This window comes from Ureibacillus sp. FSL W8-0352 (genome assembly GCF_038004345.1).
Lineage (GTDB): Bacteria > Bacillota > Bacilli > Bacillales_A > Planococcaceae > Ureibacillus > Ureibacillus thermosphaericus.
The window spans coordinates 2046975-2061200 of sequence record NZ_JBBOQT010000001.1 but is presented as its reverse complement, the minus strand read 5'-3'; the positions used below and the strand labels follow the sequence as shown (position 1 = coordinate 2061200).

General features: G+C 38.1%; 9 protein-coding genes and 2 pseudogenes. 9 read left to right on the top strand and 2 right to left on the bottom strand.

Annotated elements, in window-relative coordinates:
* Positions 1-594 precede the first annotated feature (594 nt).
* A complete protein-coding gene (locus NST98_RS10520; protein ID WP_144597540.1) occupies positions 595-933 on the bottom strand; it encodes a thioredoxin family protein in 339 nt (112 codons plus the stop codon).
* A gap of 858 nt (positions 934-1791) precedes the next feature.
* Positions 1792-2181 (bottom strand): annotated as a pseudogene (locus NST98_RS10515) (type II toxin-antitoxin system PemK/MazF family toxin).
* An 851-nt stretch (positions 2182-3032) separates the two neighbouring features.
* Here NST98_RS10515 and NST98_RS10510 point away from each other — a divergent pair.
* The 9 genes and pseudogenes from NST98_RS10510 to NST98_RS10470 all read left to right on the top strand — a co-directional run bounded on the left by NST98_RS10510 (position 3033) and on the right by NST98_RS10470 (position 13887).
* Positions 3033-4529, top strand: coding sequence for a TIGR02677 family protein (locus NST98_RS10510; protein ID WP_340715080.1), 1497 nt, complete (start codon positions 3033-3035; stop codon positions 4527-4529).
* Between the two features lie 47 nt (positions 4530-4576).
* On the top strand, positions 4577-5707 hold the full coding sequence (locus tag NST98_RS10505) for a TIGR02678 family protein (RefSeq protein WP_326973875.1): 1131 nt from the start codon (positions 4577-4579) through the stop codon (positions 5705-5707).
* Positions 5697-9848: a TIGR02680 family protein gene (locus NST98_RS10500; RefSeq protein WP_340715079.1), complete on the top strand. Its 4152-nt coding sequence runs from the start codon at positions 5697-5699 to the stop codon at positions 9846-9848. The genes NST98_RS10505 and NST98_RS10500 overlap by 11 nt, the downstream gene beginning before the upstream one ends.
* 12 nt (positions 9849-9860) lie before the next feature.
* The gene (locus NST98_RS10495) at positions 9861-11153 is read left to right on the top strand and encodes a TIGR02679 family protein (RefSeq protein ID WP_340704958.1); all 1293 of its coding nucleotides are present in this window, start codon (positions 9861-9863) and stop codon (positions 11151-11153) included.
* 197 nt (positions 11154-11350) lie between these two features.
* Positions 11351-11494 carry an ImmA/IrrE family metallo-endopeptidase gene (locus tag NST98_RS10490; protein ID WP_331854851.1) on the top strand — a complete coding sequence of 48 codons (144 nt, stop codon included), beginning with the start codon at positions 11351-11353 and terminating at the stop codon, positions 11492-11494.
* A 445-nt stretch (positions 11495-11939) separates the two neighbouring features.
* Positions 11940-12122: pseudogene (locus NST98_RS10485) on the top strand (hypothetical protein); the annotation flags it as partial.
* 20 nt (positions 12123-12142) lie between these two features.
* On the top strand, positions 12143-12409 hold the full coding sequence (locus NST98_RS10480; RefSeq protein ID WP_340715720.1) for a DUF2703 domain-containing protein: 267 nt from the start codon (positions 12143-12145) through the stop codon (positions 12407-12409).
* A gap of 6 nt (positions 12410-12415) precedes the next feature.
* On the top strand, positions 12416-13468 hold the full coding sequence (gene arsB / locus NST98_RS10475) for an ACR3 family arsenite efflux transporter (protein WP_168412303.1): 1053 nt from the start codon (positions 12416-12418) through the stop codon (positions 13466-13468).
* A 17-nt stretch (positions 13469-13485) separates the two neighbouring features.
* Positions 13486-13887, top strand: coding sequence for an arsenate reductase ArsC (locus tag NST98_RS10470; protein ID WP_014097261.1), 402 nt, complete (start codon positions 13486-13488; stop codon positions 13885-13887).
* The last annotated feature ends 339 nt before the right edge of the window (positions 13888-14226 follow it).

Below are 14226 nucleotides of genomic sequence, written 5' to 3'. Positions count from 1 at the left end.
TTAATGTGAATGTTTAATTGTTAAGCTGCAGTTTTTTGTTCAGATGATTATGGGGGGAGGACTTTCTCTAAGAAGTGGACTTGTTTGAAGTAGCTTCTACTCAAGTTCCTCAGACCTTCGGAAGCATCTGTGTCTGATTTTAAGTTAAATTCAACATAAAATGAAGAAAAGAAACGGAATGTACCGCGCATGCATTCCGTTATTTCAACCGCCATCAAGATAGATTTTACGGTTGTGAGAACATTTAGATTTTTCATGAATGAAATAACTAAACGTTTCTTTTTATTCCAGACTTTTCATCATTGGAGATTTTGCTTGCGGCGTTGGCAAGTTTGCTTTCGTTTGATGATCCAGTCTAACTTTAAGCAGTCTCATTCCCTTTTAGAACAAGAATATTTTTTGGGCTGTCCAGAATGAAACATCATAATCATTGATATATCAGCGTTTCTAAAATATTAAAGGGGCGCCTATAAGCGGAAAATCGACTTATTAGACAGCCCCTATGTGTAGAAGACTCCGCTCATGGAATACATTAGTTAGCATTCCGCCTATGTGAAACATCTCAGCCAAAAGGTGCCTTCACCCGCAAACAAGTTACGATTGCTCCGCTAAAAAATAAATTTTCTTCACTTTCTCCTTAAACTGCTCAACATGAACAAACCGTGCTTCTCGCAAAACCTCTTTTCCATCGACATATAAAATTAAAACAGGTGCGGTAAATATGGATAAGTGACCGGCTATGCTCGGAATATCATCGACGTTGATAAAGCCCATTTGAATTTTTGGAAACTCAGCCAGCACTTTTTCCACCTTTGGCAGCAAAGCATGACAAACACTGCAATTTGTTTTGGATATATATAAAAATGCCAAATGATGACTATTAATAAATTGCTCGACATCTTCTATGGAAAATAAATCATGGTTTGTCTGCAAAATTCATTTCGTCTCCTTTCATGATCAAAAAACTTACTTCATTATACCATAGGAAGGTATAAAGAAATTGAACAGATGCTTCACACGTTGAGAAGCAGGAGATTCACTTGGAGGGGCTTTAGAAGATGAGTATTGACGGCTTCTATTCTTTAATCGTTTGAATAGAAAATATTTGGAAAAACGATTATGAACAAAAACTGGAAGTGATGAATCAAATTTGAGAGTAAACGTTCGATGATTTCAAATTGTGCGGATGATATCGCTTACCTTCACAGTAAAGAACACGGAAAAACGAATGATGTTAGAAGTCTTTCTTGTATATAACAAAGAAATTTTAACTTATTGCCCTTTGTATTGTTCTTGTTCGTTGATCTGCCGGGCAAAAATACCTTTTTCTATTTATTAGGCAGCTGGCAGCAAAATCAACGGATGCTCTTTTCTACCCCTTGTAAGTGAACACGTACATTAATTATGTTGAATTACACAAGTAATTCAGCCGCTTTGATGCGAAATCATTCAACATTGCAGACCTTAATGTAGATTTTCTTCGTAAGAAATCTTCTCCAATAAATACATTAACCCCCAGCACCTAAGTACTGGGGAAAAAAACATGAATCCCCCGCTGACGGGGTGAAATGGCCTGCGACGCGGCAGGCAACTTATCATTAAGTTATGAGTTTATTGTTGATATTATGCAATGAGAGGAACCATTTAGGGCTCCTCTCCGTTGAAAACACAAACGAATCCACGTTTTTTCACGTGTGAAATGGTCTGTGACGAGACAGACAACTTATTTTGTATTCTAAGTATAGAAAAATCTTGGGAAATGTCAATACATGTCAATACGTTGTAAGTACGTTACAGATTAAATACCCATTTTACACGGTTCATAATCTTATTTAAATCATCCTTGTTTATATTGCCGATATGTTGCTTTAGCCTTACTTTGTTGACTGTCGTTAATTCTTCCACCTTTACAGCTGAAGTCTGCGTTAAAAACGGATAGACTTCCTTTTTGAGAAATTAATGTGTCGCAAGTTTTGGCGATACCTTTGTTTTTCCTTTCCGGTCTGTTATAATTTTGGTTTTTAACTTTGTAGTCAAAGGAGCTATCTTAACATTACCGGATGTACGGTTAATTCTGTCATTAGAAAGGACAAGCACCGATCGTTCTCCGTTTTGCTCTGTGCCGATATTTTCCCCGAGTTCACAAGTGAAAATGGTCCCTTGAACGATCAGTCGTTTCATTTGCGTTTGCTCATTCTCAATCCATTCATTAGCTAATGTGATCTTATTGGGATAACATTCGTCTATTTTAGCTTTTTGTCAGCTTTTTTTAAACTAATCATCGCTCCTGTTTTACTGCATCTGATTCCATCTTCTTCTCCCTTTCCCTTTGTTTTATACCGTCACACTCATGATTGTATCACGTCATGATCTCATGATTGTATCACGTCATGATCTTAAAGTTTGTTAAAGCTTCAATATTTTTTCCGCTATACATTCTCATTATTTTGTCGTTTGCAGGGTATGCCGAAACATCAATAGAATGATTATATAACAGTGTTATAACAGAATGTATCGGTGTTTTGACTAGTGATATAGACGAAGGACTAATATTGATTGAACTGAGAGACGTGTGTACCTAGTTAAGAATGAAGGAATCTGCTTTAAGAAAGTATGTTCTCATTCTCCAAGCAAGACGCGGGTGGGAGCGAGGCTATTTAGAAAAGACATTATATTCTCTTGAAGCGTTTTATGGATATAAAATAGAGCAGCGATATGACCTATGACCCGATGATGGACTGGTTTTCTGAATGGAGATGGAACCGCGTGGATCACCGCTTGCCGGGAGTATTTCGGAAAACGGCAGGAACACCGATTTACAAGCATTAAAAGTGTTGAAAGGGTTTTAAAAAACAAAAGAGGCACACACAAACAGGATGAGATGGTTGGCGAACGCTTACAAAACAGATCGTAAAAACGAAATATACCCAAAAAATCAAAACATCAAAAAAATCCCCATCAAAATCTTATCTCAATCTCTCTGCAAATCTATTACAATAGAAATAAAAACATAATTTATAAGGTGATGCATAATGGATTCTTCATGGCTGAAGCCGATTTCTGAGGCAAAGTATTTGGCAACGGACAATGCTTATCGCTATCGGGCGATTTTACGATATTTTTATATGCAGCATGAACGAATGCGGCAATATTTGTTTCCTGAAGAAGTATTTGCATTTTTAAAAGAACATGAGGAGTTTCAGAACTATACGGACGACGATCTCCAGCAGGATTTAGATCAGCTTGTCAAATGGAAAAACTTAATTGCTCGGCAAGAGACGGTGAATATTCGCACAATCGAAGAATTTAAAAAGAAACGGTTTCGTTATCAATGCAGTCCTTACACGGTTGAAATTGAGAGGATGATCCGCACGTTAGAGAAGCTAGGGGATTCATTCGGAGGATCTTTAGAAAAAACGCGTTTTGACCGTTTATACTCTTCACTCGTTCGGATAGAAAATATTATACAAAACGATTTTCAAGAAAAACGAGAAGAGATTAATCAAAATTGGGAAGAAACATTCGATTATTTCAAAAAAATCATTCAAAATTCTGCAGATTACATCGCTTACCTTAACAGTGAGAACACGGAAGAACGAATGATGTCGGAAGCCTTTCTTGTATATAAAGAAAAATTTACGACATATTTACGTGATTTCATCGTTGCCTTACAGAAAACATCGTTAAAAATTGAAAAGTTGTTGGAAGATATCAGAGAAGATGATGTTCACAAACTAGTCGCAATTGTTGCTGATTATCAAATGACGATTCCTCGATTAGAAGAAATGGAAGTGACGAAAAAACAACTTGAAGAAGATTTATTCGAAAAATGGAAAGGTCTAAAAGAATGGTTTTTAGGCAGAGAAGGACGTGAAAGCGAATTGTATTTTCTTCAGCACCAAACGAATGAAGCCATTCGCCGCATGACCCGGGTCGTGCAAAGGCTGGGGGAACGTCATCACAATTTCCGCAGCCGCAAGAAAGATTTTCTCCATTTAGCAAAGTGGTTTTCCGAGCTTCCGAGTTTAGTAGACGCCCACCGACTATCCTCTGTTGTTTTCGGCTGTTTCCATACAAAGCATCTCATAACAGAGAACGATGCAACAGAAAACTTTTATCGCGATATTTGGGAAGAAGAGCCGACAGAATGGACGGTAAAGCCTCGCGTTCGCCATTACCGTGAAAAGAAAAAGCCGGAAGCGATCGAAACACATGAAAAAGAGAAACAGGAGATGAAGGAGAAATTTTTGCTTGAGAAAAAACGTGAGAAAGAAGAGTTAGAGAACCTCATTCAAGACAATAAAATCGTATTACGAGAGTTGCCGGTGATCGAACCGCACATTCGAAAAACATTGTTAAGCTGGATAGCAAAATCAATGACAAAACAAGACGGAGTCGTAAAAACGGAAAACGGGTGGAAAGTGAAAATCTTGCAAAAGGATTCTTCCTCGATTCAATTGAAAGCCTCTGACGGTACACTTACGATGCCGAATTATGAACTTTATGTCCTCGAAAAGGGAGAGATGTAACATTGGAAAAGACGGAGCAAGGGTTTGATGAAAAAGCGAAAGAAGCCATGACAGCCCTGTTTGAAAACTTCTGGATTGTCCGGGAAGAGGAACCAGAGCTTTATCAAAAGATTAGAGAACGTGAAAAAGTATTGAAACGTTACTTGCAAGAAAAGTTTGGATATCGGCTAATCATTCACCGCTATTTTGCAAAGCTCGAGAAAATCCCGGCTGAGCCAGAATCGTGGATGGGTATTCAAGATTTTCAAGATATATTAGATTATGCCTTGTTTTGCTGCTTATTAGCATATTTAGAGAGCAAAGCCGTCGATGAAAAATTTCTTCTGTCCGATTTATGTGAAGAGATTCAAGCGATGTATCCTGGGGAACTGCCAATCGATTGGACGAATTATCAACATCGGAAGTCGCTCATTCGCGTGCTGAGAACGTCGGAGCAAATTGGTATCGTAAAACGCGTCGATGGGGATATTGAAGGGTTTGCAAATAAAGAAGACCATGAAGCACTCTATGAAGTTCCCGTTGTATCCCGCTATTTTATGAGATCATATCCGAAAGACTTGTTTCAATATGAAACGATAGAGGAGATTTTAGAAGAAGAATGGAAAGCGTCCCCGCAAGACTATCGCCGCCATCGGATATATCGGCAACTATTTTTGTCGCCAGCCATTTATCGAAGACAAAAAGACGATCCTGACTTTTATTATTTAAGAAACTTTCGCCATCGCTTGCGGGAAGATATTGAAAAACATACTGATTATCACTATGAACTTTTTAAAAATGCGGCACTTTTAACTTTACCGGAACGTCAAAGCCGCTATACGCTGTTTCCGGATCAAAAAGGTACTTCGGAGATTATTCTTCATTTTTCCAAAATTATTCGCCAGCATCTTGATGTTCACATGCCTGATGAATATGGACAAATCCGCTTAACACCAAATGATTTTTTAGGTCTGTTAAAAAAATGCCGTGACGAATTTTCCGAAGGATGGAGTAAAACATACCGCGACATGACAATCTCTCAGCTTTCTGATGAAGTATTGAGTGCATTAAAGGAGTGGAAAATGGCAGAACGTGAAGCGGAGACTGGGATGATTATTCTCTACCCTCTTTTAGGTCGATTAGTCGGAACATATCCTGATGATTTTCTAATGAAAGGAACGAATGAAGATGACGAGTAAATGGGAGTTATATCGAGCGGGAGTGTTAAATTTTTGGTATTATGATGAAGAATTTTTTCATTTCGCAGACGGAAAACTTTTATTGCGTGGAAGCAACGGCTCCGGCAAATCGGTGACGATGCAAAGTTTTCTTCCGGTTCTGCTTGATGGAAAAAAGAGTCCTGACCGCCTCGATCCGTTCGGTTCCCGAGCTAGAAGAATGGAAGATTACTTGCTTGGGGAAAAAGAACTCGTCGACAGGGACGAACGAACAGGCTATTTATTTTTAGAATATAAGCGGAAAAACTCTGAACAATATATCACAACGGGTATCGGCTTACGGGCAAAACGGCAGAAAAATATGGATTTTTGGGGATTTGTCGTTTTTGACAATCGGCGCATCGGCAAAGACTTGCGTTTATATAAAGAAGAAAAGACAGACGGGAAGACGCAAAAAATTCCTTTAACGAAACGGGAGTTGATCACTGTTATTGGTGAAGGCGGTACGGTTGTTGATTCGCAACGTGAATATATGGAGTTAGTGAATAAACATATTTTTCGATTTGAGTCGCTTGATGCGTTCCACGAATTGATTGAATTACTCATTCAATTACGCAGTCCGAAGCTTTCAAAAGATTTTAAGCCAACTGTGATCTACGAAATATTAGAAAGCTCGCTGCCAGCACTTACAGATGAAGAGCTGCGACACTTGTCAGAAACGATAGAAAACATGGATCAAGCAAAACAACAATTAGAACAGCTTGAAAAAGACGAGAAGGCTCTAAAGCATCTTTGCCAGCATTATTCGACTTACAATGAGTATATGTTGGCTGAGAAAGCGAATGAATATTTAAAATCGGAAAAAAGCTTTAAAAAGTTAGCTGAAGAAAAGGAACAGCTTGTCGCACAACATCGTGAATATGAGGAAACACTTGCGACATTGAAAGAAGAAACTAGCAAATTATCGATTGAACAAGATGTGCTTCTTAAACGGGAACGTGATTTATCCAATCATGAAGTGTTTCAGGCAGAAGAAAAGCGTAATGAAACAGCGGAAAAACTGCAGAATGTAAACAAAGAGCTCAAAAAGAAAGAAAGATTTATAGATGAAAAACGAGAGCAAGAACGGAAAATTGAACAAAACTTAAACATGTATGAAGAACGTTTCGAACAGTTATTGAAAAAGCTAACAGAACAGTTAGAAATGATGCGGAACGATGCGTTAGAAAGCTCTTTTTCCGAGCATACAATCAACGAAGAAGATTTTCAGCGGAACCGAGAATATGAATTTGATTTTACCGTATGGAAGCGGGAAGCTAATGCACATTTTGATCGACTGGAGCAAATTAACGGACTTTGGAAAGAGCATGATGAAATTCAATTACGTTATGAAGAAACGTATAAAGAGCTCGGCGAATTAAATAGGGAATTAGACCAACTAAAAAATGAAGAGAAAAAATGGTATGAACTGGTTGAAGACGAAAAATCCCGTTTGCAGGAAAGCGTGTTTGAATGGAGCAAAATGTATCCGGATATAAAGGTGGATGACGAAGCATTTCAAGTATTTTTACAAAGGTTGAATGAGCTATATGAGCGCTATCATTTCGAAGAGGTGAAACGACCGTTTACAAATCAATATTATCAATCTTTAGAATCGTGGAAAGCGGAAAAAATTAAAAAACAACATGAAATGAAATTGATAGAAAATGAAATTCGTGAAACGGAAGAAAAATTACGCTATTGGAAGGAACAAAAAGATCCTGAACCAGAACGAGACATGCAAACGGTGCAAACAAGGGTTTTGTTAAAAGAGAAAGGAATACCTTACGTTCCGTTTTATGCAGCTGTGGAATTTCAGGAGCACGTTTCTGAAGAGTTGAGGGAACGGATCGAATCTACATTAAATCATGCTGGATTGCTCGACGCTTTAATTGTGGAAGCGGATTTAGATATCCAATATGATCGAGTAATCATGCCAAACCCGGCAATGATGGCACACACGCTAGAGGATTATTTAAAACCTGATGTAGAGAATGACTCAGGTGTTACTAAGGAACGAATCGAAGCGGTATTGCGCAGTATTATCGTATCGGACGAACCGCAAGAAAAGGATTATTTTGTCATAAACGAATCCGGACAATATTCACTAGGACTTTTAAAAGGACATGCCCCTGAAAGGGAAAAGGCAAAGTATATTGGAAGAGCCGCACGGAAACGGCTGCGTCTTGAGAAAATTCAGCAATTTGAGGAAGAATTACAGCTTTTAAACACTCAACTCAGAGAAAAACGAGAGCAGCTGGTAGCCATTGATGAACGAATCCGCCACATTACGGAAGGGTTTCAATTGTTTCCAACTGACAAAAATGTCAAATATGCCTATGACCAGTGGGAGCAAACGAAACTCCTGGCAGCAAGCAAAGAACAAGAAACAGTAAGGAAAAATGAAAAACTCGGACAAATCGCTAGAGAATGGCAGCAAGTGAAAAATACTTTGCGCAACAAGACAGAAGGACTGGACCTTAAGTTTTCAAAAAAAGGGTACGAAGATGCTTTGTCTTATATGAAATCATATTTAAAAGAGTTAAATGACGTACAAATTACTCATGGAAACATTGTGCACACCGATGAAATGATCAAAAATCTAAATGATCAGCTTGAAACATTACAAAACGAAATAGACGAAGCGAAAGGCGAAATCAATGTTCTTCTCGATCAACAACAGCGGGTATCACTTGAACTTGAGCATATCGAATCGATGTTAACGAAAATGGGAGCGGAACATATTCGCCAAGAGATTCAACAGATTCGAGAACGATTAACGTTTTTAAAAACGGAAATTCCTGAGATAATTAAGAAGCAAGAAGGTATAAGGAATCAACTTTCAAACATGGAAAACAAATTAAGCAGTTTAGAGAGAAAACTGGAATTTGCAAAGGTTCTTGTCCAAGCATGGGAAGAGCTATTTGCCAAAGAATTGGAACGAGGGCTAGTGTTTGTTGACGAAAATGAAACAGGCTCACTTTTGGACAAAGCAATAGACATTTCCAAGAAATATGGTTCTGTATTAAAAGAGAATACACGACTTTCTGTCACCGAACGATTAAACCGAATATTTTTCCAAGAACAACCGAATTTAATCGAATATCGTCCGACACAGGAACCTGCCGATTGGAACAAACAAAATCCGTTCGTCGAGCTTTCATTAGATGAGGAATCGGAGCTAAAAGCGAACGATTGGAAGGAAAAAGCAGGACGTATCATCATTTTACTAGACTACAAAGGACAACGCGTCACACCATATTATGTATTAAAAGAGATTGAAAAAGATATATTGCTGCAAAAAGAATATATTAACGAACAGGACCGCGAATTGTATGAAGATATTATTTTGAAAACGATCGGGCGAATATTGCGAAGCCGCATACAGCGTGCCGAACGCTGGGTAAAAGATATGAACGCATTAATGGAAAAACGTGATACTTCTTCAGGTCTGACGTTTTCAATTCAATGGAAGCCGAAGACCGCGGAAACCGAAGAAGAAATGGACACGAAAGATTTAGTCGAATTGTTGCGAATGAATTCGCGGCTGCTAAAGGAAGAAGATTTGCAGCGGGTTACGATGCATTTCCGCTCAAAAATCAACCGAGCGAGAGAAATGCTTGAAGAAAGTGGGCAGGGCAATACGCTTCACCAAGTCATTAAAGAAGTGCTCGATTACCGAAAGTGGTTCTCGTTTACGCTTTATTACCAAAAAACAAATGAACCAAAGCGGGAATTAACGAACCAAAAGTTTTATAAATTTAGCGGCGGAGAAAAGGCGATGGCGATGTATATTCCTCTTTTTGCCGCGGCATATTCACGATATCAAGAGGCTGCAGAGGATGCTCCATATATTATTTCGTTAGATGAAGCGTTTGCCGGCGTTGATGAAAATAACATTCGTGATATGTTTGCTTTAGTCGAAGAGCTTGGTTTTAACTATATCATGAACTCTCAGGCGCTTTGGGGAGACTACGACACGGTACCATCGCTTTCTATTTGCGAGCTAGTTCGTCCGAAAAATGCACCGTACGTTACGGTTATTCGTTATCATTGGGATGGAAAAGTGAAACGACTTGCGTCAAATCTGGATGAAGAATTTACTTTTACATCATCCATATAGGAAGGATGGTTCATGTTGGAACAAAAAGTAGCGGATGCTGTTGAGTTTTTTCGCGGTGAACCCGGCTTTCACCGCCTTTTTTTGCTGATGAAAAAGAAATATCAATCACTTGGGAGAATCGGCGGAACGGTCAAATTAGACGGTTTTTCATTTGAAGAAAAAGAAGCGCTCGGGGCGTTTTTTGGGAAGGATTTTCATCAAGAATCTACTCCTTCGGTTTCATTAAAAATGTTTGCCGAACAATTAGAGAAAACGCGCTTTGCCGGTATATCGCTCGTTACGTTACTTGAGAATTATTTTGGTGAAGACATTACAACCAATCAAGAGAAGAGGGAAACAGATCGGAAGAAAAAAGAAGAATTTTTTCAAAACCTTATTCATCAATATCCCGAACAAGCAAGGCTTCTCTCTTTTATAACTGAATCAGCTCCCCAAAACCGCTTTATTCATATCGCCTATTCGCAAGATCGGGAACATTTGGAGACTGTTTTAAAGAATGTGTGCACTGCGCTTCAACATTTGCCGAAAAAAGGTGATTATGAACGTCTTTCAATTTTTTCACAAAAAGTGCTAAAAGATCCGCACGCATTTGACTTACATACGTTTCAAGGAAAAGTATTTCTTCATGCACTTCAATTTTACTCTGATCAAGACTATGACTTATCCTCAGTCGAGGAAGTCAATGAGCTCCTGCAATCATTTGGCATTTTACGGGAAGATATTTTAAACTTTGTGACATGTGCGGGAATTTTGACAGAAACGGAACAGGGAATTCATTCTGTGTTTGCTTCTGCTGTAAAAACCAATACAGTACTCAATGTGCCATTGCGGGAAATATTGAAGTTAAAGCGTGCATATCCTGCTAAGGGGCAGACCGTATTTGTCGTTGAGAACTCAGGCGTATTTTCCGCTTTGTTGGATTTATTTCCTGACGCTTTCCCGCCGCTGATTTGCACAAATGGGCAATTTAAACTAGCGTCACTGATGTTAATAGACTTAATCATCCAAGAAGGTTGTCAAATATATTATTCTGGAGATTTTGATCCTGAAGGACTAAAAATGGCGCAGCGATTAAAGGAGCGGAATCAGGAGCATATTCATTTATGGCATTTCCAATTAGAAGATTACTTAGCGTCATCTCCAGAGGTTTTGCTGTCGGATGACCGAGTAGCGAAACTAGAAACTGTTACGATCGAAGAATTGCAGCCGATCAAAGAGAAAATACGGGAAATCAAAAAAGCTGGGTATCAAGAAGAAATCCTGAAGAAGCTTTATGAAGGTATTTGTCGCCACATGTGGGATTAGGCTGGAAGCATGATTTGCGAGTCTGTTCCCATTCGATTTGCTAACAATGTGCGAATGGGACAGGTGGTTACATAGTAAAGAAAATACACGTTTGGATAGACGTGCTTACTTTTCGAGTTTATATTAACATATTTCATTATTTGAGGTTTTAAGCTTCTTGTTGGTTTTAAATTAACTCGAATGTCTATTTCTTTATTATGATGAGCTTGCTCATTTTGGTGCAAGTGGTCAATAATTCCTATGTTGAAATGGAAAGACAAGCGAATTATTTTGCAGCTGCTCTAATATTGCCGTGGAAGCTCTTCCTATACTTATATAAGTTAGAGGGGTTTATTAATTGAAAGAAATTTTGGATGGTTTCTATAAATGCGATGATTGTAAGAAGTTATCATATATGTTTAATAAGTTATAATTCAATACCAATGCCAGCAAAAGCAAATGTACAAAAGGAAATAAAAACACTCAGTTGAAATTAAGTTGGACCGCCAAACTCTAATGGAGAAAAGATTTGAAAGTACCAAAACAAGATTAATCTAGATTTAGAAATTTTGCATCAACTCTTTCAAGGAAATTCAAAAAATTCGCGGTTAAAATAAACCAGATTTTACAAGCTCAAGCATCTGAAAGGATCGGATTTGAAATTGGCTAGTATTTTTAACCCATCCATTTTTACACAATTATACGGACTTAACTCTATTAAATAGATGTATGACTGGAAATGATATATATTGTAAAATTTATGATAAAATAGCACTATATACATGTTCTTATGGGTGAGGTGTGTATATGTCGCAAAATTTTCGCTTTTTAGAAGAAAAATGGGAAGTTCTCGCCCGTGTTGGGGAAACGGCAGAACGAAATGTCTATCAAAATCCCAATGTGGCGATAAGTGAGCTTAGAAAATTTGCTGAAACTATAACAAAATATATTTTAGCGTTAGAAGAAATAAAGGAAGAACGTAGAACTGATCATTTTTAAGTTCTTCAACAATTCGTGTAAATGCCAGGGATATTGCTCTTGAGGTTAAGGAATCTTCCTGTAAGGAATGTGGGGATCTGTGTGGTGACTCTGTGGATTGCAGGGTTTGGGTGCAGGATGGTATAGAGTATACGGAACCTCCAAAATCCATGATTATCAACGCAATTTTGAAAGAAGTTTATAGTGGCCATGGTTCAATCCCTTTATCAAATGAGAAATATGAAATCCCACAAAACTTAATTACATTTTTTGATAGCTTGGAAAGAAAGGAGGATTGATTTAACATGAGTAAGGAACAAAATAGTGGAATTGGATTTTTTGAAAAGTACTTAACCGTATGGGTTATTTTATGTATGTTTGCAGGGGTATTGATTGGAAAGTTTTTACCCGGAATCCCAGCGTTTTTAGGGCGTTTTGAATATGCAAATGTTTCAATACCTATGGCTATTTTAATCTGGCTTATGATATATCCAATGATGTTAAAAGTAGATTTTCAAAGCATAAGAAATGTAGGCAAAAATCCCAAGGGACTTTTTGTTACATGGATAACTAACTGGTTGATAAAGCCATTTACTATGTTCGGCATTGCATGGCTGTTTTTCTTTGTAATTTTTAAATCTCTAATTCCGGCAGAATTGGCACAAGACTATCTTGCGGGAGCAATACTTCTTGGAGCTGCACCGTGTACAGCGATGGTATTTGTATGGAGTTATTTGACTAAAGGCAATGCGGCTTATACCGTCGTGCAAGTAGCAACAAATGATCTTATAATTCTCATAGCTTTCACGCCCATAGTTGCGTTTCTTCTAGGTGTGGGCGGTGTAACCATACCCTGGGACACTCTTGTTTTATCTGTAGTATTGTTTGTTGTTATCCCGCTGGCTGGTGGTATAATTACCCGTAATTACATCACAAAAAAGCGAGGACTCGATTACTTTGAAAAGAGTTTTATACCGAAGTTTGGGAATATCACTACCATAGGTCTATTGCTAACATTAATAATAATCTTTTCATTCCAGGGCGATGTAATTCTGAACAATCCACTCCATATTGTTTTAATTGCTATACCATTAATTATTCAGACTTTCCTAATCTTTTTCATTGCATATCTAGCAAGTAAGGTTATAAAACTACCTCATGAGATAGCAGCGCCTGCTGGTATGATTGGTGCCTCTAACTTTTTTGAACTGGCAGTTGCCGTTGCGATTGCATTGTTTGGAACACAAAGCCCAGCTGCACTTGCTACCATTGTAGGGGTTCTAACAGAAGTGCCTGTTATGTTGATATTAGTAAAGATAGCGAATAATACAAGGCACTGGTTTCCAGAAAAAAGCTAGAAAGGAGGTAATGCTTAGTGAGTAATAAACTAAAGGTCGCATTTATATGTGTTCATAATTCATGTCGAAGCCAAATAGCCGAGGCACTTGGTAAGCACTTTGCAGGAGATATATTTGAAAGCTACTCTGCTGGCACAGAAACAAAACCTCAAATTAACCAGGATGCTGTGCGCCTAATGAAAGAGCTTTATGATATAGATATGGAGAAAACTCAACATTCAAAGTTGCTTGATGAAATACCTCCAGTAGATATTGTTATTACAATGGGGTGTAATGTGGAATGCCCTTACCTTCCATGTAAACACAGGGAAGATTGGGGGTTGGATGATCCTACAGGTAAGAGTGATGAGGAATTTAAAAAAGTAATATCAACTATAGAAACAAAAATAAAAGAGTTAAAAGCAAAACTAAAGTCATAATAATTATAACGCCAATTACAAATCTAGTAGTTGGCGTTATAATTATATATGTCGATATGTTCCCGCCTACCGATAGTGCAAAAAGTGGCAATGACTTGTTTCCGACTACCGACAATGTAAAAGACATCAATCCACCCCGCTCGTTGCATGTGGAGTGCGTAGTATTGATGTCAAGGGTTGAGAAATAAAGATACTTTAAGCACTTATAGATAAAGGGTTTCCTGACATTGAATTTTTCTCATGACATCTTTGTCGAGGACGTTAATGTCGGGAAACCCTTATTTTTATTCTTTGAGGAAACATGTCAACTACCATGAAAGTGATAGGGGTTGAGTTGAT

What these genes read in the sequence shown, in the direction of transcription:
- NST98_RS10510 (WP_340715080.1), top strand. Translation starts at nt 3,033, where the DNA reads ATGGATTCTTCATGGCTGAAGCCGATTTCTGAGGCAAAGTATTTGGCA.
- NST98_RS10505 (WP_326973875.1), top strand. Translation starts at nt 4,577, where the DNA reads ATGACAGCCCTGTTTGAAAACTTCTGGATTGTCCGGGAAGAGGAACCA.
- NST98_RS10500 (WP_340715079.1), top strand. Translation starts at nt 5,697, where the DNA reads ATGACGAGTAAATGGGAGTTATATCGAGCGGGAGTGTTAAATTTTTGG.
- NST98_RS10495 (WP_340704958.1), top strand. Translation starts at nt 9,861, where the DNA reads ATGTTGGAACAAAAAGTAGCGGATGCTGTTGAGTTTTTTCGCGGTGAA.
- NST98_RS10490 (WP_331854851.1), top strand. Translation starts at nt 11,351, where the DNA reads ATGATGAGCTTGCTCATTTTGGTGCAAGTGGTCAATAATTCCTATGTT.
- arsB (WP_168412303.1), top strand. Translation starts at nt 12,416, where the DNA reads ATGAGTAAGGAACAAAATAGTGGAATTGGATTTTTTGAAAAGTACTTA.